Raw genomic sequence first — 25192 nt, 5'->3', positions numbered from 1 at the left:
AAGTTTTTAGCCAAAATTAAACGATAATTCAGGATAATTATTTATCTAACTGCAAAAGATTGTTTATAATTTCAGTGATATTATCGATATCCTCACCATCTTCCAGCATCGAGAATGCTAGATAGGTGGCATATATTTCTGGGCTGAATTTCACGTGCTTATCAGCGATAAATCTATCGATCTGTTCTTCATTGCATTCAAAATGAATGTTTTGTAATTCATTGAAAAGATTAGTCGAAATTGTCTGATGATTTTCACCACAGGCAAAACCTGCAATAATATGGAATAGAAACTTATCGGTTATTTCGTCATCTTCCTTTTTAAACATAGCACGAATATGCTTATAATCGAATTTAGTTTTTGCACTATTCACAATAGTATCCCAAATCTGATATTCTGCTTTTGTCTCCATAGCTCGTTTTAAATTTATAATGGTATACCTAATATAGTAAAAATAATTTGACTTTTGGCAAGGAACATGAAACTTATAAGCTTTCCTGACTTGATGGGATAGGCTGATTATTCGTAGATCAACTATTGGGGGTGCGAATTGAAGCCAAATCGCTTTTAAAATATACCTTAATGAATGTTTTTTCTTTTTTTGCTAGCTATGGCGATAGAATGTTATGGAAACCTTTGTTTGGTGCGATGATGATTTAAAATTAATAGTTGGATTCGATTTTTTTAGTAATTTAAGCGGGAAAATGAAATGGTTTAGATGACCTAATTTATAATTATGATAACACGAATAGTAATGATCATTGTGCTATTTTGCCTATCAAAGGCTGGACTTGGCCAACAGGTGAATATAGATAAAATTCGAAGGGAATATGCGGGGGCTGTAAAGGATGAGGATCTATGTGAACATAATTTAAAGGTGCTAACTGAGGGAGCTAAATCACCTACTGATAAAGTATACTTGGCAGCTTATCAGATCCTTTTAGCTAAACATATCGGTAATCCATTTAAAAAAGTTGGGCAGTTTAAAGCGGGTAAAAATTATTTGGAAGAAGTGATAAAAGAAAATCCCAATCATATTGAAGCGCGGTTTATACGGTGGAGTGTACAGGTACATGCACCTTCTTTTTTGGGTTATAACAATAATATTCTTGAAGATAAAAACTTCCTTGTTAAAAATCTGTACAAATTACCTAATGAGGAAGCCAAATCCATTATTTATAACTATTTAAAAGGCGCGAATCCTTACCTCAAAGGTGCACAGATATTTAGTTCAACCGAATTAAAAGAGTTAGCTCAATAGACGTTAAAGGTTGTTAATTTGAAACACCTAAGGTGTTTTGGCTAGAATATTGTGTATCTTGCTGTATGAATTAATTCAACATCTACAAAAAGAGTATATCATGAAGAATTTAGTTTTTCCAATGTCAGTATTGACGGCCAGTTTGTTTGTTATCGGATGTGGCGTCAGCAAAAAACAATATGCTGGCTTACAGTCGGACTACAATAAATTACAAACAGAGCATAGTCAGTTAAACAAGCAATATCAAGACGGGCAGCTTCAAATAGCGGAAGGTCGCACGAGAATTAAGAGTTTAGAGGATCAGCTTGCCACCGAAAAACAAAATAATGCTGATCTGCGATCTGCCTATGTTGCTTTGCAGAAGTCGTTAGATAATAGTATTAATCAGAATTCACAGGGAAATATTAATATTTCCAAGTTGGTTGACGAAATCAACGCTTCAAACAAATACATTAAACATCTGGTAGAAACGAAGAATAAATCCGACTCTTTAAATCTAGTATTATCAAACAATTTAACTAGATCGCTTAGCCGTGAAGAGTTGCAGGAAGTTGATGTACAGGTCTTGAAAGGGGTGGTTTATATTTCACTTGCCGATAATATGCTTTACAAATCCGGCAGTTATGAAATTAACGATAGAGCAGATCAGACATTGAGTAAAATTGCAAAGATCATTCAGGACTATAGAGATTACGAAGTATTGATTGAAGGTAATACCGATACCGACCCGATTTCAAAACCTAATATTCGTAATAACTGGGATTTAAGTACCCTAAGAGCTTCTTCTGTGGTACAGGCTTTACAGAATAAATATGGTGTGGATCCAAAACGCTTAACTGCGGGGGGTAGGGGAGAATATAACCCTATAGCGGACAATTCCACAGCGCTCGGTAAGCAACGGAATAGAAGAACACAAATTATTATAACCCCAAAATTGGATCAATTTATGGAATTAATTGATAAAGCTCCAGAATCTACAGAAGTTCCATCAGCACAATAATTTGGATTAGATAGAATAAAAAAATCCTTTCCGTTCGGAAAGGATTTTTTTATTCTATCCAAAGAATTTAGTCGGGTCAAAACCGTGCTCTTTCAATACATCATCTGGTACACCATTCCAGACGCCAGGTTTATTTCCGGCATAGCCAATATCTCTTATACCCATTTCGCTCGTGTAAAATCCCGAAGAAGTAAGGTTACGCATCAAGGAGAAAAATGCAGCACCTTGTTTCATCTCTGGTTTTGCCAACTCGGGATAGGCAATATCGTCTACTAACGCAAGCTGATCCTTTTCACTGCATTTGATGAAAACTGTACCATAGCGCTTTTTGGATTGGAGGTCTAGCCAACGAAGTCCACCGCGCATGGGGATTTTATTGTCGGGCAGATCTTTGACAATAAACTCGATAAAATCGGGTACACCAGCTTCCGATGCACTGCCAGACTTACTGTCTTTGGGTATAATAATATCAGCCAATACAGTTATTGTCGCCATTTCATGTTCATCAAAGAACTTTTCAGCGTATAGTTGTTCTGTGCGTTCGTATTCAAAATCCTGTACTCCAGGTAATTTTTTACTATTGTCTGCCGCAGCATTTTTAGCATCTTTTGAATTGCAAGCTGTGGCTAAAAGACCAGATCCTGCTGCAATTAATCCTAACGCTCGTAAAGATTCTCTTCTATTCATGCGTTTAACTGTTTAATTTTTTCTTTTCTTGAAGTATATATTCTGCTGTTCGCATCGATAAAGCGAGTATTGTCCAGGTCAGATTTTTGTCTCCTTGTTGTACAAATGGCCCAGCATCAACCACATAGAGATTTTTACAATCGTGCGCCTGCCCCCATTTGTTCAAAACAGAAGTCTTAGGGTCGTTACCCATTCTTGTGGTTCCGCCTTCATGAATAATTTTTCCTGGAGCTTCCAGTCCATATAAGGTGTCGGCTCCTGGAATTTTTGATGTGATCACAGCGCCCATTTCATGCATAATCGATTGAAATGTCTCTTGCATGTGTTTCGCTTGTGCTATTTCTTCATTTGCCCATTTATAGTTGAAGCGTAGCACCGGAATGCCAAATTTGTCGACTTTATCTGGATCTATCTCACAGTAATTGTCTTTTCTTGCCAATGCCGTTCCCCTTCCGGCCATACCGACATTTGCACCATAATAGGTGCGGAAATCTTCTTTTAGAGCTGTGCCATAACCACCTTTGGCTTTTCCGTTTCCATCTGAATTTTTGGCGATATCGTTTACTTTCGGTACCCAGTTCAAAAATCCGTAAGAAGGCATATGTAAACCGCCTCCATATTCGATGTGATAGCCTCTAGGAAAGTTTAACTTAGCATTATCTTCCCACCAGGGGGAATAGATATGCACACTGCCTACACCATCCTCGTTATAGCGCTTCCGGTCAAGTAACTGTGGCAAAAATCCCGATAAGCTGGCTCCTGTAGAATCGTGGAGATATTTTCCAACTAAACCGCTGCTATTACCAACACCACCAGGATGCGATTTTGATTTGGAATTTAGCATAATTCGCGCACTTTCACAGGCACTCGCACCCAAAATAACGGTTTTACCCTTAACAGTATATTCCTGTAAATCCTTGGTATTTACATAAGAAACACCAACGGCAATCCCTTCATCATTTGTAATGACTTCTCGTACCATCGCATTGTCAATTACTTTTAAATTACCGGTTTTCATTGCTGGAATAACGAGGCAAGAAGATGAAGAAAAGTCCCCGTAGACCTTACATGCACGACCGCATTGACCGCAATAGAAACAGGTTCCACGATCCTTAATGTCTTTCGACACTTCTGTCAGTACAGCGCCTCTCCCAGGAATCACTGGAACCCCTGCTTTTTTAGCGCCTTTTGCAATGTACAATTCGTTTAGACGTGGTTTGGGCGGTTTCATAAAAATTCCATCTGGTTCGTTATGAATACCCTCTACCGTTCCATATATACCGATCATGCGGTCTACACGGTCGTAAAAAGGCTTAACCTCCTCATAGGTAATAGGCCATTCTTCAGTAACTCCATCTTTGGGCTTAAAATCGTCAGGGCCCATGCGTAATGAAATTCGACCCCAGTGATTCGTTCTTCCGCCAAGCATGCGGGCTCTAAACCATTCAAATTCTGTTCCCGCTACTTTGCTGTAGGGTTCACCTTCGATTTGCCAGCCGCCGAAGGCCGCATCAAAATCCCCGAAAGGTCTAGTAGTACCTGCGCCCCTTCTTGGAGATTCCCAAGGCCAGCGTAGTTGCAATGAATCTTTTGCTGGATCATAAAAGGGACCTGCTTCCAGCATCAATACTTTAAGTCCCGCATGCGCAAGTATATAACCTGCCATGCCACCACCTGCGCCGGAACCAACTACGATGGCGTCAAATAATTCGGGATTTTCTTTAATTTGATAATCTGACATAATTAAATGAAGTAATTAATTGAGGGGCCTATGCGATACGTCTGCCATGAAGCTTAATTCTGTAAATGAAAGGTTCAATTAATTTAATGGTTATTATTTCATGTTTAAAATCATTGTGAATATATTGATAAAAATTTGTTTTTTTTAATTTAATTTATCGATTTAGCAGATTTTAAACAAAGAATATGGGATTGTTACAAAAAACGCGTTGTTTCTTTAAATTTTACAATGGTTGGTAGCATAATCGAAGCCTAATGCATTGTAGCAAAAATAGAAGCAGCTGCCATTTATAGGTTGGCTAGCTGGACGACTTTGTTTACATAAATTTCTTCTAGAAATACTTCATCATGCGAAATAACAAGCAATGTTCCCTTATAAAGCTGAATTGCTTTTGTCAGAATGAGGATATTTTGAATATCTAAATTATTTGTTGGTTCATCAAGTATAATCAAATCGGGCGATTGTTGTTTAATAGTTAGGCTACATAATATCAGCCGCATTTTTTCACCGCCGCTCAATTGTTGACATTTTTTATCCCACTCATCCCTTCCAAATAGAAAGCGATTGAGCCTGATTTTAATTTCATGTTCGGGCAATGCTTGAGTATTATATTGCTGAGCTTGTTCATAGATGCTCAAATGCGGAGATAGGATGGAATATGTCTGGTCTAAATAGATCGATTCAAACGATTGTTGTTCAATTTTTCCCTGTTCAGGCACTAATTGATTGAGAAGGAGTTTAACCAATGTCGTTTTACCAGACCCATTCTGGCCCTGTAGTGCGATGCGGTCTCCACTGAATAATTGAAAGCTTATATTATCTTTCCACAGCTGCTGCGAGCCATAGCTGAAATTGATGTTTTCTGCTTTTACCATACTCTTTCCTGTGGGAAAAGTACTGTTTCCTAAATCTATTTTAATTTCATCCAATGCCGATTGCGAGCCCCGGAGCTCGTGCAGATCGGATCTGATACCTCCGATTTTGTCCTGATGTACACTCTTTATTTTTGCGGTGCTCTTTTCAGCATTATTGCGTAGCGTATTCATCATTATACGCGGCACACCAGCTTTTTCCTGCTTTTTTTGTCCCCGGTTATTTAATCTATTTTGACGTTCGATTGTTTCCCTTTCTTTCTCCTTCGCAATTTTTATCGCTTTTTCCTTGTGATGGATATCTTGTTGCATAGCATGACGCTCACCTTCTTTTTGAGCCTTGTAAAAGGAGTAATTACCTCCGTATCGCTTAATGCCATTGGGTGTCATTTCGGCCATATCGTCCAATAGATTAAGCAGCGTTCTGTCATGGCTTACAACGATCAGTGTGCTGTTAGTTGATTGGATCCAATTGTATAGTTTTTTTTTGCTATCCATATCCAAGTGGTTGCTTGGTTCGTCTAGGAGAATGAGTTCGGTTTGATGAACCTGGATTCCGGCCAACAAGACTTTTGTTTGTTGTCCGCCACTAAGTGAAGACATTTTTTGTGTCAGTTGGATGTTAGGCAGATTCCATAGCGAGAAGGCCTCTTGGCAACGCTCTTCCAAATTCCAATCATCCTGAAGTGTATTGAAATTTTCTTCAGAGGCGTCGCCCGCTAATATGGCATCTAGTGCAGCTAATTTTTTGTCAATTTTAAGTGCTTCAGCAACTGTCTTTTTCTCAAATTGTCCAACGACTTGGGTGACATAGTAGGAATTGGCGACGGACTGTATGCTCCCGCTGCTTGGAGAGAGTTCTTTGGCAATCAGTCGCAATAAAGTTGATTTGCCCACGCCATTGTGGCCAATCAATGCTATTTTCTCTTGCGCGTTTATGTACAGACTTATGTTCTCAAACAATAAATCTTTATTCGGATGTATATAAGAAAGTTGTTGTAAGGAAAGCATGGTGAAATTCTTTAAATGTTAGAAAAGACCAATTGCAAGGATATTGTCAATGGATGGTATTTATTTCGTTCTAAAGAATTTTAATCTTACATACAGTTTTTGATGCTATTGAGGAAGTACAAAGATAGCGTTTATATTTTGATGTCGTAAAAATTTTCGATAAATAGTCAAATTGTTTATTTTTCTACTAATTGCTTCAGACAAATTGTAATTTTGAAAAAACGACACTTGTGAATAAAATTATTCTTATAGATGACGAAGATAAGCTTCGGAAATTGCTAGCCAAAATTATTAGCCTGGAAGGTTTTGATGTGATTGAGGCTGCTGATATTAAATCCGGATTAAAAAAGCTTGAAGCCAGTGATGTGGATGTGGTGCTTTGTGATGTCAAGCTACCTGATGGTAGTGGCGTTGAAACCGCTAAATTAATTAAAGAGCGGTATCCCATTGTAGAGATTATCCTATTGACGGCATATGGAAATATCCCGGACAGCGTGCAGGCAATAAAAAATGGTGCTTTCGATTACATTACGAAAGGAGATGATAATAATCGTATTATACCGCTTCTTTATAAAGCCTGTGAAAAGGTTGCGTTGGCAAGAAGAGTGCAGCAGTTGGAAAAAAGATTAGGAGATAAGCTTTCATTCGATAAGATTATTGGGAATTCCACTGCTATAAAGACCGCTATTGGATTAGCACAAAAAGTTGCTATTACAAATACAACGGTCTTACTCACTGGTGAAACGGGCACTGGTAAGGAGGTTTTTGCACAGGCTATCCATCAGGCGAGCCCTAGAAGAGAACGTAGTTTTGTCGCTATCAACTGTGCAGCATTTACAAAGGATTTGCTTGAAAATGAGTTGTTTGGTCATAAATCCGGCGCTTTTACGGGGGCAAATAGAGATCAACGTGGCCTGTTTGAAGAAGCGCACCTCGGTACTATTTTTCTGGATGAAGTGGGTGAGATGGCGTTGGAACTTCAGGCCAAGATTCTCCGTGTTCTGGAAACCGGCGAATTTTTAAAAATCGGCGACTCTAAACCAACTCACGTAGATGTACGAATTATAGCTGCGACTAACAGAAATCTCCACGAGGAAATTGCTTCTGAACATTTTAGAAGTGATCTATTTTACAGGTTGTCTGTTTTTACCGTTGAATTACCACCACTGCGTGAGCGTGTTCAGGATATTGCGCCCTTGGCAAAATATTATGTTGATATCTTTGCTTTAAAATCCAACTTGAAACCTTTGGAGATGACCACAGCATTTGTGCAGGCATTGGAAAGTAATGTATGGCGGGGAAATATCCGCGAACTGAAAAATGTGATTGAACGCAGTGTGATTTTAAGTGAGGGGGGCGTACTGGATGTTCAGAGTCTTCCCTTCGTGCAACGTGATTTTAGAGAAGGGGCAGGTATTTTATCAAACTTTTCAATGTCCGATATGGAGAAGCGGCATATAGCGCGGGTTTTGAAACATACAAATGGAAATAAAGCGGAAGCTGCTCGATTGTTAGAAATTGGTATAGCTACCTTGTACCGAAAAATTGAAGAATATAAAATCCAATGAAACTTAAAGCTAAGCTGACTTTTTGGGTAGGTTTTTTATTTTTCATGATTTTGCTGCTTGCGATCGTGAGTGGGTATTATGTTTATCGGTTAAAAAAAGATACAAATAACATTTTAGTCGACAACTATAACACGGTGCACTACTCCAGGAATATGCTGTTGGCGTTGGAAGATTTTCGTACCAACAACAAGAGTGTTCAGCTATTTGAATATAACTTAAGGCTCCAAAATCGTAATATAACCGAGCGCGGGGAACAGGAGGTAAATGAACGTGTAAATCGTCACTTTTTGAACTTAAAAGAGGATACGAAAAATGTGAGCATATTGGCTGACTTACGTAAAGATATATTCCATTTAATGTATCTGAATATGCAGGCGATCGAATACAAAAATGATGTCGCCAATGCAACAGCAGAGAAAGCTATATTGGCGATCTCCATTGTTGGCGCAGTCTGTTTTATGATTGCGTTTGTATTGTTGATCAATCTCCCCATCGCCATTGCAGGCCCAATGGTACAATTAGCCGATAGTATTAAACAGATTGCTGCTGGGAATTACAAAATGAGACTCCATTTTAAGCGACGGGACGAACTTGGAGCGGTGTCAAAATCGTTTAATACAATGGCTCAAAAACTTGAGGAGTATACAGAAAGTAATTTGGGTAAGATTTTACAGCATAAAAAGAGAATCGAAGCTCTTATCGATAATATGCATGATGCTGTCATAGGGATCGATCAAGAAAAAAAAGTGCTTTTTGCGAATACGCTCGCTTGTTTAATTTCGGGGTTAAAACTTGTTGAACTTGAGGGGAAAAATTTGGAAGAAATTGCATCAGTTAATGATTTGATTAAAAACCTTCTCAACAAAATTAACTCTTTGCATCAAGAGTCTGGTCATCTAGGGATGTTTCAGGTGTGTGTTGCAGGAAAACAAAACTATTTTGATTTAGAGGTCATTGATATTAATATTGTTCCAACAGGAGAGGAGGGGGCTCAATTTATCGGACAATTTATTTTGCTGAAGGATGTAACCCGTTTCAAGGAGCTTGATGTAGCGAAAACGAATTTTATTGGAACGGTCTCCCATGAATTGAAAACACCTATCGCTTCAATACGCATGGGAATCCAATTATTAGAAAATAAAAGGATCGGAGATTTAAATCAAGAACAACAAGATTTGCTCGAAGGCATTGCCGATGATACAGCGAGGCTTCTCAAGATTACGGGGGAACTTTTGGATATTGCCCAGGTGGATAGTGGTGCGATTCAGATGAGACTGACCGAAGTAGCTATCGAATCGATTGTAGACTACGCATTACTAGCCAATCGGTCGATGTTTGAGCAAAAGCAAATCCGGATAGACGTAGAATTGGAAAGGGATTTGTCGATGGTCTTTATCGATAGGGAAAAAGCCGCATGGGTATTAACGAATTTATTGTCCAATGCAATTCGATATTCCGATGTGGGGGGAGTGATCGCCATTGCCGCCAAAAGAATGGGAGCAAGGGTACTTTTACGGGTTGAGGATCATGGGCGAGGAATTCCAGCGCAATATTTAATGAAAATTTTTGATCGCTACTTCCGTGTTCCAGGAAGTACAAAAGAAGGAACAGGTTTAGGATTGAGCATAAGCAAAGAATTTATCGAAAGCATGGGTGGAGAAATTGATGTACAAAGTGTTTTGGGAAGTGGAAGTACATTTTTTGTTTATCTTCCGATTGCTCCGCCTAGGCCATCGGCCTAAAACCATCAACCTATCTTTTTCCTTCCAAAAGCGCATTGAAAGATCTTGCGGCTTGCATTGCAGAGGCCGCAAGATAGGCACCCGCTAAAGTTTTATTTCATTGTCATCAATAAGTTTTGCGTCGCGCGTATTCTTTTGTACTGCGATTGCTGAGAATATACTCAATGAAAAGGACATTGCGTAAAATCCTTTCTCACTCAAAAGCAGTTCTGCATTCCATAGGCCTACAGTCAACAGAACAACGGCTGCAATTGTTGCAAACCAGCTTAAACCATAGTACAATTCGGTAACGGCCAGCCCTTCGGCTTTATCTCTGACACTTTTTTGAACAGAGATAACAGCAAACAGGGCAAACAGTAAAATCGTGAAATAATATCCTTTTTCATTCAATGCCATTGTTGCATTCCATAAGCCTACGCAATAGCCAACAGTTCCAACCAATAATGCAGTCCATGACGCACCGATAAATGCCCCTGTTGGTTTAAATGGATTTCTTTTGTTTAAATCTCTTTGAGTTTTTTTTTCGTCAATCATGTTTTTTAGCGGTTCCATAATTTTCTTTTTTAGTTTTAAAATGTTGTTGTTTTCTTATCCAAATATCTATAGTATTCAATTAGTTTTAAACTTATCTTTATAAGAATACTGACGATATAATTTTGTTTCATATATTTGTTTAATGCGAATTTTTAAACGATGATAGATCCAATATCAGACTTACTATTATTGCTTGATAATGATGATAAGAAGAGTTTTAAAGCTTTTCTGAAACGTAAAAACAAGCGAAATGATGTAAAAAATGTCAGATTGCTAGAAATTATAGAAACTGACGATATAAATAAATTAAAAAAATTGTATGATCCTACTAAAAATCGGAATGCTTACCATGCCTTGAGAAAAAGGCTTCATGAGAGTCTGTTGTTTTTTCTTTCCAACAAGGTTTTTGAGCGAGACAATAGCGAGGCGCATGAAGCACTGAAATTGTTTGTTGTTGGCCGTTTCCTATTGGAAGGCCAGTTTACTAAGATTGGGTTTAAATGTCTTCAGCGAGCAGAAGACAAAGCGCTTCATCTTGAACAGTTTAGTTTGTTGAACGAAATCTTACAAACTAGGCTACAATATGCTCATTTAGACGCAACTGTTCATGTGGAACTGCTTGTCGGAAGGCTTGTCGAAAATCAACAAAAATTGCAGCAAGAAGCGAAATTTCAGATTGCTTATGCTTTGTTGCGCGCTGAATTGCAGAATATTCATTTGAGGGCAAAAATAGTTGATCTCAATAAGTTGATTTCAGATACGTTGAGTAAATACCGTATTTCCTTGGATGATCTCTTGTCATTTAAATCACTTTATCAACTCTTGTATATCGCAAATGAGTATGCCGCAATACATCAAAACTATGCGCTGGTTCGTTCTTTCTTAAAAACGGCAGATAATTTTCTGTTTAAGCATCCGGAGCAGGCATTCCTTCAGTTATTTTACTATCTGCATATTTTGTATTATCTGGCAAATTTCAATTTGCGGAATGGTTTTTTTAAAGAAAGTTTGAGGTATTTGGAACGGATGGATGTAGTTTTGTCGCAGGGAAGCCCTGCTTTTCGAACGCAGCTTCAGCTCCGGTGCCAATTGTTGAAGGCATTGAACTTTCATTACCTTGGCGATGGCGCACAAGGTCTTGCGCTGTTAAAGAAAGGGATCAACCAAGCAGCAGTAGCAAAATCGAGTGAGGTTGATCTGGCGGATCTACAATTATGTTTGGTCATGTTTTTAACCCAATTCCGCGATAAAACTGCTTTAATTGAACTTCAAAAATTGACTCGGACGGATGCCTGGTACGAGAAGAAAATGGGGATGTTATGGACTATTCGGAAGAGTCTGCTCGAAATACTGATCCACATTCAATTTGATCATATCGATTTGGCAACTTCGAAACTAAAAAGCTTTGTTCGCCGGTATAAAAAATACTTGATGACTGTCAGTGAAAACAGAGTGATTGATTTTGCTAAATTGATTGAAAAATATCTTTTAAACCCTACCATTATTCACACAAAATCGTATCGTGCAGCTGTTGATGCTATGGTGAATCAAAAAGAAAATAAGGATTTATTCGTTATGGGTTTTGCTGCTTGGTTAAAGGCTCTTGTTACTTCTGGAAGCCCTTATCAGGTTTTGTTGGATTTGATCAAAGAATCTTACTCTATTTGTGTATAAAATCGCTCGAAGGATTTCCAATATTTATCTTTATAGATGCCATAATCGATTTGGAGTTTTTCCTCGTACTGTTCGATTAACTGATCAATGGTCATGGTGATTTTTCGGAATTCTGTACAGGCCAGATAAATTTCCCTTAGATTATCAGCCGTTTCTCGGCCAATATTAAGAACGCCAATATCATCTGGAAGGCTGTTCATTAGTTCCTCTTCAAAATTATCCATTAAATCATAAGTTTCGCGATTTGGCATTCCTTGAGTTGTCGTTCCATCATAGCTAATTTTTAGCGTAACGATCCAAGGGTGAGATGCTTTTCCATCCCAGTCTAATAGCGTTGTATTGATAATAGCTAATATAGGTAGGTCGTTTTCTAATATACCTTCAAAAGCTGTATAGATATCATCTGTGGAATGATGTCTTAGATCAGTGTATTTTTCCACAAATTCCTTTTCTCTCCAGATCAAATAGTCTTTTAGCTTGAGCAGTGGAATCAACTCTTCGGTTGCGAGATCTTTTGAAGTCACATTCAAGTTATCTATGGCTATGATGGAATTCAATTCACCCATGTAATTGTCGAGAAATATCTCTATTCCATGGGTGATACTAGCCTTGTTCTCTTCCGTATAATCGGGATGGACAATAACGATATCGACTTCATCAGGGAAGTATTTATGCTGAACAGGATAAAAATACATTTCATTAATGTCAAAGGAAAATCCGTACATTTTAATTTTGAATTTTTCCATATCCGCGATAGCAGGTTTTAATGCCGTAAATTTCCAGTGAGGCAGTGATGGAGCAGAAGCGATCAGAAGTTCTACGAAAGCAATATTTTTGATGACTCCATCAGGAGTGATGACAAGTTCTACTGTATCACTATCGTACATCCCAGTTAAGAAATACAGTTCCTTGCGAAGCGAATCGATCTTTGGTAAAAGCTTGCTGAAAAAATGCTGATCAATTTGTTCTCCACTCTTTACGATTTGAAAAAATGTCTGTTCGTTTTTTTTAAACCACTCCCAAAAATCTTGTACGGCGTCGTTTTCACTTTCTTTTTTACCAAAAATATTATTCAAAAATCTCATATTTAATAGCTATTCGATTGAATTATCAACTTTACGTATTTGTTTTTTCATTTATTATTTCATAGCCCAGCGCAGAAAAATGATTTAAATGAAGAATCAAGAATACCGCTGTTCCTAAATTTAATTATATAATTACGGTCCGGCAAGTGAATTCAAGTTTAAAATAATTGAACAAACAATTGTTATGGGAATTTGTTAGGGTATTGTTGGAATTATAAATTAAAATTGGTCTTATGAAATTTAGCAAATTAACATTTTGTCTATTGGCAACTACGTTCGCACTTTCCTTTTCTGCTTGTAAATCGGGTTTATCTGACGATAAATTAGAAGAAAAGATCGAAAATGCCCTTACTGGTCGTAAAACGATAGACGTTGAAGTTGAAAAAGGAAAAGTTATCCTAAGTGGTACAGTTGGTTCAGAAGATGAAAAGCAACAGGTGGAGTCTATAGCTAAAACAGCAGGTGATAAGGACATTAAATCTATTCAAAATGATATTATCGTTAGCGCTCCAGTCTCATCAACACCGGCGCCAATTGAGGTATCCAATAATGATGCGGTACTTGGTGCGGCGGTGAATACGTTTATGAAAGATTTTCCTTCCGTGCAGGCTAGTGTAAAAGATGGTGTGATCTCTGTTACAGGTACATTGGAACAACCAAAGATAATAACCTTAAAACAGGGACTGGATAATTTGAATCCTAAAAAAGTGGATTTAAGCGGTATTGTTGTCAAAAAATAAAATAATAAACTATGTCATTGCAAGAAAAATATAAAGTTCTTTTAGATACGGCTCAATCTTCAGGTGTAAATGATCTGAATTATGCCGAAATGGATGGTGTATTGCAGATTCGGGGTACTGCACCTACTGCAGCTATTAAAAATAAGCTGTGGGAAATCTACGGCAATATAGATCCAAATTTCCAAACGGGAGATGTGGTCCTCAATGTGGATGTGGCTACAGAAGTGCCGGGAAGTCAGGTTAAAGTCATTACAGAAAATAGCAACTTGAATGTTAGAAAAGGTCCTGGTACAGATCAGCCTATTGTAGGCAAAGCCGCCAAAGGAGAAATTATCACTTTGATTAGTAAAGCGAATGACCAATGGTGGCTAGTCAGAACGAAAGATAACGAAGAGGGATATTGTTATGCACAGTATTTAGAGTCTGTTTAGTGGTTGGAAGTTGTAGGCCCATAGGGGGCAAACTCTCTTAGACCTTGAAAAAAGGAGAATTACCTAACGATAATTCTCCTTTTTTATTGATAACGTAAGCTGGTATTAGATGAGTTAGCGCGTACGGTAGCTACATGTCTACTGGAGAAATATGTCGAAAAGCACTCCTATTTTAATTTTTGGTGTAATAATTGTGTTACTTTTAATGCAACAATTCTATTACATTATGTCGAAATTACGTCTTATTACAGTGTTATACCTGTGTTTAGCTTTAAAGTTTGGAGTTGCACAAGAATATGTTCGATTAGATAAAGATAGCTACCAGCTCCATTTATCAGAATATCCAAAAGATACAATCCGGATACTTGAAAAAGGAAGAAAAGCGAAGTTGAAGCCGGGTAAGTATATTTTGCAGAAAAATCAGTTTATGGGGCTTTCAAACGCATTTATCTCGATTAATCAGGACGGTATAGTCGAGCGGGATTTTAAGATTGAAAAAGATGGCAAACAAGGTGTTGTTGTTGTACGACATGGTGTATTGCAGCAAATGAATGTGAAAGCTGCCACCTTGCCAGACTTTCAATATACAATAACGGATACTTCAAGTGTGCAGCGTAATTTTAAGAATGGGAAAATCAGTCAGGAAAAAACGGTATTTTACGGAGCTGCAAATAATGGAAAAAAAATAACAAAGGTATTTTTTGATAATTATTATACGGTTGAGAATGATTTTGACCATACTAGAGCTAACTACAGATTAGACAATACATTAATTTACAGTGCCAAATTGAATTGTAGTGGGCAAATACAGGAATCAAAGTTATTTGATGCTCATGGGCAATTACTAAAGCATACCTATCGGAAAGCTAAAGTTGAGTATATTGATGTATATCAGAATAATAATCTTGTCGAGCGGAAATATAAACTGGATAACCGCCTTTACCATGAGTATTTTAAGAATTCATTGCTCGTGCAAAGGGTAGTGGAGAAGAAGGATAAAGGGAATATCGAGAAGTATGTTTATAATGCGTCGGGAAAATTGATGGATAAAAATACCGGGGGCTAATGGAAAACACAAGCCTAATCAAGCAGAGATCGCAATATTTTTGCATTTTAAAAATATAGCGCTACCTTTGTGAAGCAATGAAGAAAATGAACAACATATTACGTTTTCCGTTTTTCTTTAATTATTATCGCCCGATAGTCGTTCGGGACCCCTATGCCTATTAAATTAAGAAATTAAATTATCATTTATAGCTAAGCCCGAACATAACGTTCGGGCTTTTTTTATTTTATATAACATTATGTTAAAAGAGTTAGAAGAAAACATTGAAATTATTTTACCGAAGACAGGACTTGCATCGAAGTTGAAGGACGCTCAAGAAAAGAATCGTCCATTAATTATAAAACTTGGTTTTGATCCCACAGCGCCGGACCTTCATTTGGGGCACGCTGTGGTATTGAAGAAGCTAAGACAGTTTCAGCAGCTGGGGCACGAAATCGTAATTTTGGTGGGCAGTTTTACGGCCCGGATTGGAGATCCTACAGGGAAAAATAAAGCTCGTAAACCGTTGTATCAGGATGAGATTGCCCATAATGCGGCTACTTATATTGCGCAACTGTCTAAGATTATTGATGTTTCAAAAGCAAAAATTGTTTTTAATGGTGACTGGTTGGATCAGCTAAATTTTACAGAAGTTATTCAACTGGTGTCGAAAGTCACGGTTGCTCAGCTCCTGCAGCGTCATGATTTTAGTAAGCGTTTTAACGAGAATCGGTCAATAGCCATGCATGAATTGCTTTATCCAATATTGCAGGGCTTTGACTCCGTGCATATCAAAAGCGATATTGAAATGGGCGGAACAGATCAAATGTTCAATTGCGCAATGGGACGGCAGCTACAGGAATCTTTTGGACAAGATCCACAAATAGTGCTGTGTATGCCCCTGTTGCGCGGGCTGGACGGAAAAGAAAAAATGAGCAAATCATTAAACAACACGATCGGTCTTTTGGATGAGCCGAATGAAATGTTTGGTAAAACCATGTCAATTCCAGATCATTTAATTCCAGAATACATCGACTTGACAACAGATTTCGATCAGGAAACCAAACTTGGAATGAAGACCCGTCTTGAAATGGGGGACAATCCAATGGAAATTAAGAAACTTATAGCACATAATCTTGTCGTCCAGTACCATGGCGATGCATTTGCGTTGGCTGCGAATGATTATTTTATCAATCAATTTCAGCGTAAGAAATTGGAAGAAAAAGCTTTTTTAGAGGTGTCGTGTCACACGTTGCGCGAACAGTTTGGTGAAAAGGCCAAACTGGTTGATCTGTGTTATTTCCTGAAAGGATCGACAAAGTCAGCGATGAGACGATTGATTATAGGCGGAGCTGTGCGGATCGATTCCATAAAACAGTTGAATCCGGATCTGACGATCTATGTAAATGCGGGGCTTAAAATAAAATTAGGCAAAAGAAGTTATTTTAAAGTTGTTTAGTATGGTTTTGGAAAGTATACTATTGTAATATTTTGTGAAAATCAGATAATTAACATGGTAATGCTTTACAAAGCCGTATATATTTTTTACCTTCATATTGAAGTCACATACTTTATTTTTTCATACCAATTATAGATGGAAACTTACAATAATACAGTTTTGGAGCAGTTGCCCCAACATCTGAAACGCTATGTTGTTGCGCAGAGATACGAACGCTATACCGCCTTAGATCAGGCACTGTGGCGTTATGTTATGCGTCAGAATTATTCATTTTTGAAAGATGTAGCGTATTACCCCTATATCCCCGGATTGAAAAAAGCGGGGTTATCCATTGAAACTATTCCCAATCTACAGGAAATGAACGATAGTCTAAAATTGATTGGCTGGGGAGCAGTGACAGTAGACGGTTTTATCCCGCCAGCAGCCTTTATGGAATTTCAGGCACATCGTGTATTAGTTATTGCTGCTGACATACGCCAATTGGAACATATTGAATATACTCCAGCCCCGGATATTATTCACGAGTCCTCTGGTCACGCACCAATAATAGGGGAGGCTGATTATGCAGCATACCTCCAGTATTTTGGAGAGATAGGCACAAAAGCACTTTCCTCAGGAAAGGATTTCGAGCTCTATGAAGCTATCCGCCAATTGTCTATTTTAAAAGAGCAAACAACCACGACCACAGTTGAGTTGGCTGCAGCAGAGAAAAATTTACAGACTATTCAGCAAAATATGGGCGAGCCATCGGAGATGGCACTGTTGAGTAGGCTGCATTGGTGGACTGTGGAATATGGGCTGATAGGAGATGCTCTTAACCCTAAGATTTATGGAGCAGGTTTATTGTCTTCCATTGGGGAGAGTGCAAGCTGTATGCAAGATGATGTACCCAAATTGCCATACGATTTATATGCGATTGAGTATCCGTACGATATTACCAAGCCACAGCCACAGTTGTTTGTTACTCCGGATTTTGAGCATCTAAGGATGGTGTTGGATAAATTTGCCGATACCATGGCTTTTCGAGTTGGAGGCAAACAGAGTGTTGAAAAAGCAATAGACTGTCGTTCTGTTTGTACTTTAGCGTATAGTTCTGGTCTGCAAGTGTCGGGAATTTTTACCTCAGCCAACGTAGATAAAAATCTTTCATACATCCAGACACAGGGGCCTACAGCTTTGGCATTCGCGGGTAAGGAGCTCGAAGGACACGGTATAAATTATCATAGCGAAGGATTTGGTTCTCCAGTAGGAAATTTGAGAGATGCAGATCATGATCTGGAAGATTTTGATGACGCAACATTGATCCAATATGGTATAGTTGAAGGCCAGCAGTGTCTTTTAAACTTTGCTTCTGGAATTACGGTCGCAGGAACTGTTCAACGCATTGTCCGTCAATTTGACAAGATTGTTTTGATTTCATTTACCTCCTGTCGAGTATATCGTGGTGAAGATGTTTATTTTAGACCCGAATGGGGGCCGTATGATATGGCCGTCGGATCGGAGATTGTATCTGTTTTTGCCGGCGCCGCAGATAAAGATGCCTATGAAGCTCTGGAAGGACATCTCGATCACGCTTCGTCTTCAAAGTCTAATGAACCCGAAGATGTAAAGCTAGTGAACCTACATGCGGCGATACGGAGCTTGCGGGAAAAAGGGTTTGATCAAGAAGCGTGGCTTGCTATCTTCAATCTCTTTGGATCGGAAAATGCGGATCATTGGTTAGGTTTGGTCGAGTTATTTGAAATTGCTCAGGCTAATGGTGCAGAAGAGTTAACTAAGCTGGCTGAAGAGCAGCTCTTGGAATTTATTGATCGATATGCGTATTTAAAAAAACTGATCGATGATGGACTGCGTGTTGCAAAGGAGGAGGCTTTAAATAATCAGTAAAGAATTAGTGTATAAAACAGTATGCTGAAGCTAAACGTTGAAAAAGTTGTTTAAATCTCAAAAGGGAGCTGTCTAGTCTTTGGTTAGCTCCCTTCCTTATCATTCATTAGAATGATACTTGCAATGCTATTTGCCAGGCTTTGTCTATTTGTCCTTCATCCAATAGCTTCCCAACGTATTCATGAACTTTTTCGCTGAATTTTGATGGACTGTCTTCAAAGTTCAGTTTCAGGTAGTTTAGGTACTTATCCGCTGGTTGTATATTTTTTAATGTGGGTAGGGCTTCGACATTGGCCAACAAGCCGAGGTGGTTTCCGGTCAGTACATTAGAGAATCTAATTTTTTCCGGAAGTTGATCAATACCAATTCCAAGGCTACGGAGGGGCTTTGGTACAATAAATAGATTTTCATCGGTGACGCGGCAGTACCAGTCACCACCGAGTCTAGCGACCAAGTCCAAATCTTTTTGCTCAATGGTATTATCCTTGCCCAATAAGTGTTTATGGACATGCATATACAGGATCTCGGCAATAACAAGATTACCAGCGCCAGGTTCATCGCTTAAAGCGACAATCTCTTTAACCCGACATTCGAGCTGGACTGGAGATTCGGCTACTCGTGGTGGCGCAACCTGAATAGAAGGCACAGCAGTAAAGCCAGACTTATCGAATTCATTTATTTCCTTCGCATATTCGGTGCTGGCAAGAGATTGCTGCTGCACCATATCGTAGTTGACAATATTGATGACGACTTCCTTTACTTCCTGTATGTTATCCAAGGTATGCTTGGTGCTGCCATCGCGCATCCGCCGCAGGGGTGAAAAAACACAGATAGGCGGCTGATGGGACATCAGGTTGAAATAGCTGAAAGGACTTAAGTTTACGTTTCCATTGCGATCTATTGTGCTGGCAAAGCAAATTGGACGGGGGGCAATAGCATATTTAATTAAATTATCGATGATAGCTTTGTCCGCTGCAGACTCAAAGGTTGTGGTTTCGAAAGGTGATGTCATATTCGGTAGATTTATGAATGATGTAGAACAATAGAATTGGAAAGTTTTCCGAGTGCGGTGATCTCCAATTCAATCTCATCGCCAAGGTTGAGCCATTGATCTTTATGGTTAGGGTCTTTTAAGCGTGCCGTGCCATTAAGTTCAAGAAAGCAGCCTGTTCCAACAGTGCCCGAACCGATCATATCACCAGGGACGATCTCCACACCATAAGAAGCCCGCTCAATAATTTCAGCAAAAGTCCAGTGCATGCTTGCAAAATTACCCGCTGAAACTTGTCTGCCGTTTACTTTACAAGTCATATCGAGATCATAACAGTCGCCAATATGCCCCGCAGCTGCTTGAACTTTATAGGGCTCCAACTCATCTTTTGTAACTAACCAAGGTCCAATTGCTGTTGCAAAATCTTTACCTTTAGCAGGCCCCAAGCTTAATTTCATCTCTTCCATCTGCAGTTTTCTTGCGCTAAAGTCATTCATGATCATGAATCCTGCAATGTACTCATCTGCTTTAGCGGCAGAAATGTTAATTCCCGACTTATTGATGACGATAGCGATCTCAAGTTCGAAATCAAGTTGATTTAAATGTAATGGCATACAGGGTATAGGCCCAGGGCCTTGTATTGCCTGATGATTTGAAAAATAGAAAACAGGAAATTTGTCAAATTCGGGGATCATTTCAAGTCCACGGTTTCTTCTCGATGTTTCCACATGCTGACGAAATGCGTACGCATCACGAAAAGAACTTGGATGAGGTACCGGAGCAATAAGCTGTGTGTCTTGTAACAGATGATAAGGTCTTTCGATCGCTCCCTGCACCAAAGCATGCTCAAATTCCTGGAGCGCACTCATGGTCTTTTCACCGCCTTTTAGAAAATCTGACATATTTTTAGGAAGAGTTTGATCGATTGCTGAACAAGGATAAAATCGGTCGGCTATAACCATGCCCAATTCTTGTTGACCATTTTCAGTGCTGGTGGCAATTCTCATATATCGTGTGTTCTATTTGGTTATTCAATGTTATTGGCATTTGACACAAATATATTGTATAAGATTTGAAAAAAATATTCTTCTCTTGAAAATAGAAAAATATTCTTACCTTTATTAAAGCATTATAAACTATAAAAAATGATTCATTGTAGCGCACATCGCTTTGCGTTTTCCGTGCCCTATATTGCTTTTAACAGAGCAATTATAGCTGATATCGTTTTTGCACAATACTAACCTTCTCTTTTAATACTTGCCAATGGTCCTATTGGCAATTGGGATATTCATTTAATTTTATAACCGTTTAAATCGTAGAATTATGCCATTTTATGTTAAACAAGGGCAAATTCCAATGCAGCGACATACTGTTTTTAGAAAGCCCGATAATACGCTTTATGCTGAGGAACTCGTATCCACCCATGGTTTTTCAAGTCTTTATTCTTTGGTGTATCACTGCCATCCACCTACATTAGTCAAGCAAATTAGAGACCCCTACGATGTATCGCCCAATATCGCCCGGGACAAACATCTTAAGCACACCAGCTTAAAAGGATTTCAGGTGCAGGCTAAAGATGATTATCTCGAAAGCCGAACGCCCGTGCTGGTTAATGAGGATTTGCACATATCTTTGGCTGCTCCACGTCAGTCTATGGATGATTATTTCTATAAAAATAGCCAGGCAGATGAGATTGTCTTTATTCATCAAGGAAGCGGAAGATTAAAGACTGGATATGGAAATATCCCATTTAAATATGGCGATTATTTAGTGATTCCCCGCGGAACGATTTATCAAATGGAGTTTGAGCAAAAAGAGAATCGATTGTTTATCGTTGAATCGTTTTCACCTGTACGTACGCCCAAACGGTATCGTAATGAATTTGGTCAATTGATGGAGCATGCTCCCTTTTTTGAACGCGATATTCGGGTGCCGCAAAATTTGGAAACCTTTGATGAGCTGGGGGATTTCGAAGTGAAAATCAAGAAACAAGGGATGATTTATCCTTATGTCTACGGAAGTCATCCATTTGATTTTATTGGTTGGGATGGCTATCATTTTCCTTGGGCCTTTTCGATTCATGATTTTATGCCGATAACCGGTAAATTACATCAGCCGCCGCCTGTCCACCAGACCTTTGAAACAGACAGCTTTGTACTGTGCAGCTTTTGTCCACGTATGTATGATTACCATCCCAATTCGATTCCCGCACCGTATAATCACAGCAATGTAGATTCGGATGAAGTGCTGTACTATGTCGATGGCGATTTTATGAGCAGAAAGTCTGTTGAAAAGGGACAGATTACGTTGCATCCAGGTGGTATACCTCATGGACCTCATCCAGGGACAGTGGAAAAAAGCATCGGACAGGTTAAAACTGAAGAGCTGGCTGTGATGATCGATCCTTTTCGACCATTAATGTTGACAGAAGAAGCGCTCAGTATAGAAGATCCAGATTATTATAAGTCTTGGATGAGTTAGATTAATAAAAGAAGAGTAACCTTTATATAAATTATGGCAAATACATTTGCGGAAAAGATTGCCCAAGCGCAAGATTTTCTACCTATCAATGGGACCGATTATATTGAATTTTATGTTGGCAATGCCAAGCAAGCGGCGCATTACTACAAGACAGCTTTTGGCTTCCAGTCGGATGCTTACGCCGGACCTGAAACCGGAGTTCGGGATCGGGTATCTTATGTGCTCAGACAGAATAAAATACGTTTGGTGCTTACTACGGCGCTGAAATCTGACCATCCCGTCTCAGAACATGTTAAAAAACATGGTGATGGCGTTAAAATATTAGCGCTCTGGGTAGATGATGCCCGAAAATCATTTGAGGAAACAACAAGAAGAGGGGCGGAGGTATATCAGGAACCACAGCTTCTGAAAGATGAAAACGGGGAAGTCTGGACTGCCGGTATCTATACCTATGGCGAAACGGTGCATCTATTTGTCGAACGAAGGAATTATTCCGGTAGATTTATGCCTGGATATGAAAAATGGGAAAGTGATTACAATCCAAGCGAAACAGGTTTGCTTTATGTAGACCATTGTGTTGGTAATGTCGGATGGAATAAGATGAACGAAACAGTGAAATGGTACCAAGATGTGATGGGTTTCGTCAACATCCTATCTTTCGATGACAAGCAGATCAATACAGAGTATTCCGCGCTAATGAGTAAAGTGATGAGTAATGGAAATGGCTATGTTAAGTTTCCGATCAATGAGCCAGCCGAAGGAAAAAAGAAATCACAAATCGAAGAATACCTCGAGTTTTATGAGGGAGAAGGAGTGCAGCATGCGGCACTGGCAACGAAAGACATTGTTGCTACGGTGAAAGCTCTTAAAGCAAGAGGAGTAGAGTTTTTGGGTGCGCCGCCCGAAGCATATTATGATATGTTACCTGAAAGGGTTGGAAGAATTGATGAAGAAATAAAGATCATTCAAGAACTCGGAATTCTGGTTGATCGTGACGAAGAAGGGTATCTGCTGCAGATCTTTACAAAACCTGTAGAGGATAGACCAACTTTATTTTATGAGATCATCCAACGCAAAGGAGCGCAGAGCTTTGGAGCAGGAAATTTTAAGGCCCTTTTTGAGGCAATAGAACGTGAACAGGAACGTCGAGGAAATTTATAGCAGCATGGAAGAGATGAAAGAATTGTTACGGGCCTTTGAGCATAAAAGCCCAGAAGTTGTTTTCGAATGGAAGGATAGTGAAACGGATGCAAGAGGATGGATTGTGATTAATTCTTTGCGAGGAGGTGCTGCCGGTGGTGGAACACGGATGCGGGCTGGGTTGGATAGGCACGAGGTGGAATCGTTGGCAAAAACAATGGAGGTCAAGTTCACTGTATCGGGACCCGCAATTGGAGGGGCAAAATCGGGGGTTGATTTCGATCCACATGATCCACGGAAAAATGAGGTTTTGAAGCGTTGGTTTAAGGTAGTTACGCCGTTATTGAAAAACTATTATGGTACGGGTGGTGATTTGAATATAGACGAAATTCACGATGTCATTCCTCTGACTGAAGAATATGGACTGTGGCATCCCCAAGAAGGAATTCTGAATGGTCACTTTAAAGTAAATGAAAGCAATCGTATTCATCAAATTGGACAATTGCGATATGGCGTTTCCAAAGTATTGGAGGATAGTTCCTACAGTCCAGATCTGAGGCGTAAGTACAAAGTGGCAGATATGATCACTGGTTATGGTGTGTCAGAGTCAATTCGTCATTATTATCAACTTTTTGGTGATAATTGCTTCGGCAAGCGTGCCATAATCCAGGGCTGGGGCAATGTAGCTGCCGCCGCCGCATTTTATTTGTCTAAATGCGGTGTTAGAATAGTAGGTATAATTGATCGGGCCGGTGGCCTGATAAATCCCGAAGGTTTTGATGAGGCAGCTATCACTCGCTTGTTTCTAGAACGGAAAGGTAATGAACTTCATGCCGCAAACTTGATCCCTTTTGATCAGATACAAAAAGAGATTTGGAACCTTAAAACAGATATTTTCGTGCCCGCCGCTGCTTCCCGATTAGTTTCGAAAGATCAGATCCAACATCTGATAGATCATGGACTTGAGGTAATAGCTTCCGGTGCCAATGTACCATTTGCAGATCAAGAAATATTTTATGGGCCTGTTATGGAGTTTGCCGACCAGCATGTGGCGGTTATACCAGACTTTATCGCAAATTGCGGCATGGCGAGAGTATTTGCTTATTTAATGCAACGCAATATCGAAATTAGTGATGACGCAATTTTTTCTGATGTCTCCAACATTATCTTCGAAGCGCTAAAGAAAATTAGGATGGTTTCTTCTAATAAGACTCATATTTCATCAAGAGCATATGAAATCGCATTGAAACAGTTGGTATAAAATGGGGGTTAAATACAAGGCCTCATAGCTTTACGCTTTGTGGTAAAAAAAAACACTTGAAGCGGGGAACTTCAAGTGTTTCTAACTAACCAATTATTAACCTAAATTTATGAATGCTTAAAACAGTACAAAGGCTGTGCCAAAAAATATTTAATTTATGTGATGATAATCGCCGTTCAAAATGTGACATACTAAAGGTAAATTAAGAAACCTGGTCGCTATGATATGTGCTGTCTTTCACTATTTTAATACCTGATAAATAGAAACTCCTGAAGCTGGGAGCAACAGGAGTTTTCCTAACCAATTATTAACCTAAATTTATGAAAAGTACTTATATAACGTAGTATCTTCAAAAAATGTTTCCCTTTTATTTCAGTTATTTAAAATTTTAACATTTTTTAATAATTGAGTGTCGAATTCAATAAACAATCACGTTTTCTATTAGATCGCTTTCTAGAAATAAAAAACCTGTTAGTGGGGATACTAACAGGTTTTTTATAAACTAACTAAATTATTAACCTAACTTTATGAAACTACTATCTTTTATTCAAGAAAGATGCCAATACTTTGTATCGAACTTGC

21 protein-coding genes are annotated in these 25192 nt (G+C 38.9%); 13 read left to right on the top strand and 8 right to left on the bottom strand.

Annotation, left to right across the window (positions count from 1 at the left end):
• Positions 1–37 precede the first annotated feature (37 nt).
• Complete coding sequence (locus tag J2X77_RS18995; protein ID WP_209575985.1) at positions 38–412, bottom strand: hypothetical protein; 375 nt, start codon at positions 410–412, stop codon at positions 38–40.
• 324 nt (positions 413–736) lie between these two features.
• Here J2X77_RS18995 and J2X77_RS18990 point away from each other — a divergent pair, with 324 nt between their 5' ends.
• Both J2X77_RS18990 and J2X77_RS18985 read left to right on the top strand, forming a co-directional pair.
• Complete coding sequence (locus tag J2X77_RS18990) at positions 737–1261, top strand: hypothetical protein (protein WP_209575984.1); 525 nt, start codon at positions 737–739, stop codon at positions 1259–1261.
• A 100-nt stretch (positions 1262–1361) separates the two neighbouring features.
• Positions 1362–2261, top strand: coding sequence for an OmpA family protein (locus J2X77_RS18985; RefSeq protein ID WP_209575982.1), 900 nt, complete (start codon positions 1362–1364; stop codon positions 2259–2261).
• A 54-nt stretch (positions 2262–2315) separates the two neighbouring features.
• Here the strand turns inward: J2X77_RS18985 and J2X77_RS18980 are convergent, their stop codons facing one another.
• The 3 genes from J2X77_RS18980 to J2X77_RS18970 all read right to left on the bottom strand — a co-directional run bounded on the left by J2X77_RS18980 (position 2316) and on the right by J2X77_RS18970 (position 6572).
• The gene (locus J2X77_RS18980; RefSeq protein WP_209575981.1) at positions 2316–2948 is read right to left on the bottom strand and encodes a gluconate 2-dehydrogenase subunit 3 family protein; all 633 of its coding nucleotides are present in this window, start codon (positions 2946–2948) and stop codon (positions 2316–2318) included.
• A gap of 4 nt (positions 2949–2952) precedes the next feature.
• A complete protein-coding gene (locus J2X77_RS18975; protein ID WP_209575979.1) occupies positions 2953–4689 on the bottom strand; it encodes a GMC oxidoreductase in 1737 nt (578 codons plus the stop codon).
• Between the two features lie 287 nt (positions 4690–4976).
• Positions 4977–6572 (bottom strand): ABC-F family ATP-binding cassette domain-containing protein, encoded by a 1596-nt coding sequence (locus J2X77_RS18970; RefSeq protein WP_209575977.1) that lies wholly within the window; start codon positions 6570–6572, stop codon positions 4977–4979.
• A 230-nt stretch (positions 6573–6802) separates the two neighbouring features.
• Here J2X77_RS18970 and J2X77_RS18965 point away from each other — a divergent pair, with 230 nt between their 5' ends.
• Positions 6803–8140, top strand: a complete 1338-nt coding sequence (locus J2X77_RS18965; RefSeq protein ID WP_209575975.1) for a sigma-54 dependent transcriptional regulator — start codon at positions 6803–6805, stop codon at positions 8138–8140.
• The gene (locus tag J2X77_RS18960) at positions 8137–9882 is read left to right on the top strand and encodes an ATP-binding protein (RefSeq protein ID WP_310082055.1); all 1746 of its coding nucleotides are present in this window, start codon (positions 8137–8139) and stop codon (positions 9880–9882) included. The genes J2X77_RS18965 and J2X77_RS18960 overlap by 4 nt, the downstream gene beginning before the upstream one ends.
• A gap of 84 nt (positions 9883–9966) precedes the next feature.
• Here the strand turns inward: J2X77_RS18960 and yiaA are convergent, their stop codons facing one another.
• A complete protein-coding gene (gene yiaA / locus J2X77_RS18955) occupies positions 9967–10434 on the bottom strand; it encodes an inner membrane protein YiaA (RefSeq protein ID WP_209575971.1) in 468 nt (155 codons plus the stop codon).
• Positions 10435–10575: 141 nt separating this feature from the next.
• Here yiaA and J2X77_RS18950 point away from each other — a divergent pair, with 141 nt between their 5' ends.
• Positions 10576–12090, top strand: a complete 1515-nt coding sequence (locus J2X77_RS18950) for a hypothetical protein (RefSeq protein WP_310082041.1) — start codon at positions 10576–10578, stop codon at positions 12088–12090.
• Here the strand turns inward: J2X77_RS18950 and J2X77_RS18945 are convergent.
• On the bottom strand, positions 12072–13175 hold the full coding sequence (locus J2X77_RS18945; protein WP_209575969.1) for a DUF695 domain-containing protein: 1104 nt from the start codon (positions 13173–13175) through the stop codon (positions 12072–12074). The genes J2X77_RS18950 and J2X77_RS18945 overlap by 19 nt on opposite strands.
• A gap of 233 nt (positions 13176–13408) precedes the next feature.
• On the opposite strand from J2X77_RS18945, the gene J2X77_RS18940 reads away from it, so the two are divergent.
• From J2X77_RS18940 to J2X77_RS18920, 5 genes are all read left to right on the top strand, one after another.
• Positions 13409–13915 (top strand): BON domain-containing protein, encoded by a 507-nt coding sequence (locus J2X77_RS18940; RefSeq protein WP_209575967.1) that lies wholly within the window; start codon positions 13409–13411, stop codon positions 13913–13915.
• An 11-nt stretch (positions 13916–13926) separates the two neighbouring features.
• Entirely contained in the window at positions 13927–14346 is a 420-nt protein-coding gene (locus tag J2X77_RS18935; RefSeq protein ID WP_209575965.1) for an SH3 domain-containing protein, read from the top strand.
• 226 nt (positions 14347–14572) lie between these two features.
• The gene (locus J2X77_RS18930) at positions 14573–15412 is read left to right on the top strand and encodes a hypothetical protein (protein ID WP_310082039.1); all 840 of its coding nucleotides are present in this window, start codon (positions 14573–14575) and stop codon (positions 15410–15412) included.
• 238 nt (positions 15413–15650) lie between these two features.
• A complete protein-coding gene (gene tyrS / locus J2X77_RS18925; protein WP_209575961.1) occupies positions 15651–16850 on the top strand; it encodes a tyrosine--tRNA ligase in 1200 nt (399 codons plus the stop codon).
• Positions 16851–16985: 135 nt separating this feature from the next.
• Positions 16986–18737, top strand: coding sequence for an aromatic amino acid hydroxylase (locus J2X77_RS18920; RefSeq protein WP_310082037.1), 1752 nt, complete (start codon positions 16986–16988; stop codon positions 18735–18737).
• A gap of 106 nt (positions 18738–18843) precedes the next feature.
• Here J2X77_RS18920 and J2X77_RS18915 read toward each other — a convergent pair whose 3' ends face one another.
• Both J2X77_RS18915 and J2X77_RS18910 read right to left on the bottom strand, forming a co-directional pair.
• Entirely contained in the window at positions 18844–19749 is a 906-nt protein-coding gene (locus J2X77_RS18915) for a flavin reductase family protein (RefSeq protein WP_209575956.1), read from the bottom strand.
• A gap of 11 nt (positions 19750–19760) precedes the next feature.
• Positions 19761–20735, bottom strand: coding sequence for a fumarylacetoacetate hydrolase family protein (locus J2X77_RS18910; RefSeq protein ID WP_209575954.1), 975 nt, complete (start codon positions 20733–20735; stop codon positions 19761–19763).
• Between the two features lie 316 nt (positions 20736–21051).
• Between J2X77_RS18910 and J2X77_RS18905 the strand changes: the two genes are divergently transcribed.
• Genes J2X77_RS18905 through J2X77_RS18895 form a run of 3 tightly spaced genes read left to right on the top strand, consistent with a single transcriptional unit; the run spans position 21052 to position 24610 of the window.
• On the top strand, positions 21052–22209 hold the full coding sequence (locus J2X77_RS18905; RefSeq protein WP_209575952.1) for a homogentisate 1,2-dioxygenase: 1158 nt from the start codon (positions 21052–21054) through the stop codon (positions 22207–22209).
• A gap of 33 nt (positions 22210–22242) precedes the next feature.
• Positions 22243–23370, top strand: a complete 1128-nt coding sequence (gene hppD / locus J2X77_RS18900) for a 4-hydroxyphenylpyruvate dioxygenase (RefSeq protein ID WP_209575951.1) — start codon at positions 22243–22245, stop codon at positions 23368–23370.
• Positions 23342–24610 (top strand): Glu/Leu/Phe/Val dehydrogenase dimerization domain-containing protein, encoded by a 1269-nt coding sequence (locus tag J2X77_RS18895; protein WP_310082033.1) that lies wholly within the window; start codon positions 23342–23344, stop codon positions 24608–24610. The genes hppD and J2X77_RS18895 overlap by 29 nt, the downstream gene beginning before the upstream one ends.
• Positions 24611–25192 lie beyond the last annotated feature (582 nt).

Source organism: Sphingobacterium sp. 2149 (assembly GCF_031455655.1).
In the GTDB taxonomy this organism is placed as follows: domain Bacteria; phylum Bacteroidota; class Bacteroidia; order Sphingobacteriales; family Sphingobacteriaceae; genus Sphingobacterium.
This window is presented reverse-complemented; position numbering and strand designations above follow the sequence as displayed.

Coding starts and splice junctions, on each gene's coding strand:
- J2X77_RS18995 (WP_209575985.1), bottom strand. CDS start 412: ATGGAGACAAAAGCAGAATATCAGATTTGGGATACTATTGTGAATAGT.
- J2X77_RS18990 (WP_209575984.1), top strand. CDS start 737: ATGATAACACGAATAGTAATGATCATTGTGCTATTTTGCCTATCAAAG.
- J2X77_RS18985 (WP_209575982.1), top strand. CDS start 1,362: ATGAAGAATTTAGTTTTTCCAATGTCAGTATTGACGGCCAGTTTGTTT.
- J2X77_RS18980 (WP_209575981.1), bottom strand. CDS start 2,948: ATGAATAGAAGAGAATCTTTACGAGCGTTAGGATTAATTGCAGCAGGA.
- J2X77_RS18975 (WP_209575979.1), bottom strand. CDS start 4,689: ATGTCAGATTATCAAATTAAAGAAAATCCCGAATTATTTGACGCCATC.
- J2X77_RS18970 (WP_209575977.1), bottom strand. CDS start 6,572: ATGCTTTCCTTACAACAACTTTCTTATATACATCCGAATAAAGATTTA.
- J2X77_RS18960 (WP_310082055.1), top strand. CDS start 8,137: ATGAAACTTAAAGCTAAGCTGACTTTTTGGGTAGGTTTTTTATTTTTC.
- yiaA (WP_209575971.1), bottom strand. CDS start 10,434: ATGGAACCGCTAAAAAACATGATTGACGAAAAAAAAACTCAAAGAGAT.
- J2X77_RS18950 (WP_310082041.1), top strand. CDS start 10,576: ATGATAGATCCAATATCAGACTTACTATTATTGCTTGATAATGATGAT.
- J2X77_RS18945 (WP_209575969.1), bottom strand. CDS start 13,175: ATGAGATTTTTGAATAATATTTTTGGTAAAAAAGAAAGTGAAAACGAC.
- J2X77_RS18940 (WP_209575967.1), top strand. CDS start 13,409: ATGAAATTTAGCAAATTAACATTTTGTCTATTGGCAACTACGTTCGCA.
- J2X77_RS18935 (WP_209575965.1), top strand. CDS start 13,927: ATGTCATTGCAAGAAAAATATAAAGTTCTTTTAGATACGGCTCAATCT.
- J2X77_RS18930 (WP_310082039.1), top strand. CDS start 14,573: ATGTCGAAATTACGTCTTATTACAGTGTTATACCTGTGTTTAGCTTTA.
- tyrS (WP_209575961.1), top strand. CDS start 15,651: ATGTTAAAAGAGTTAGAAGAAAACATTGAAATTATTTTACCGAAGACA.
- J2X77_RS18920 (WP_310082037.1), top strand. CDS start 16,986: ATGGAAACTTACAATAATACAGTTTTGGAGCAGTTGCCCCAACATCTG.
- J2X77_RS18915 (WP_209575956.1), bottom strand. CDS start 19,749: ATGACATCACCTTTCGAAACCACAACCTTTGAGTCTGCAGCGGACAAA.
- J2X77_RS18910 (WP_209575954.1), bottom strand. CDS start 20,735: ATGAGAATTGCCACCAGCACTGAAAATGGTCAACAAGAATTGGGCATG.
- J2X77_RS18905 (WP_209575952.1), top strand. CDS start 21,052: ATGCCATTTTATGTTAAACAAGGGCAAATTCCAATGCAGCGACATACT.
- hppD (WP_209575951.1), top strand. CDS start 22,243: ATGGCAAATACATTTGCGGAAAAGATTGCCCAAGCGCAAGATTTTCTA.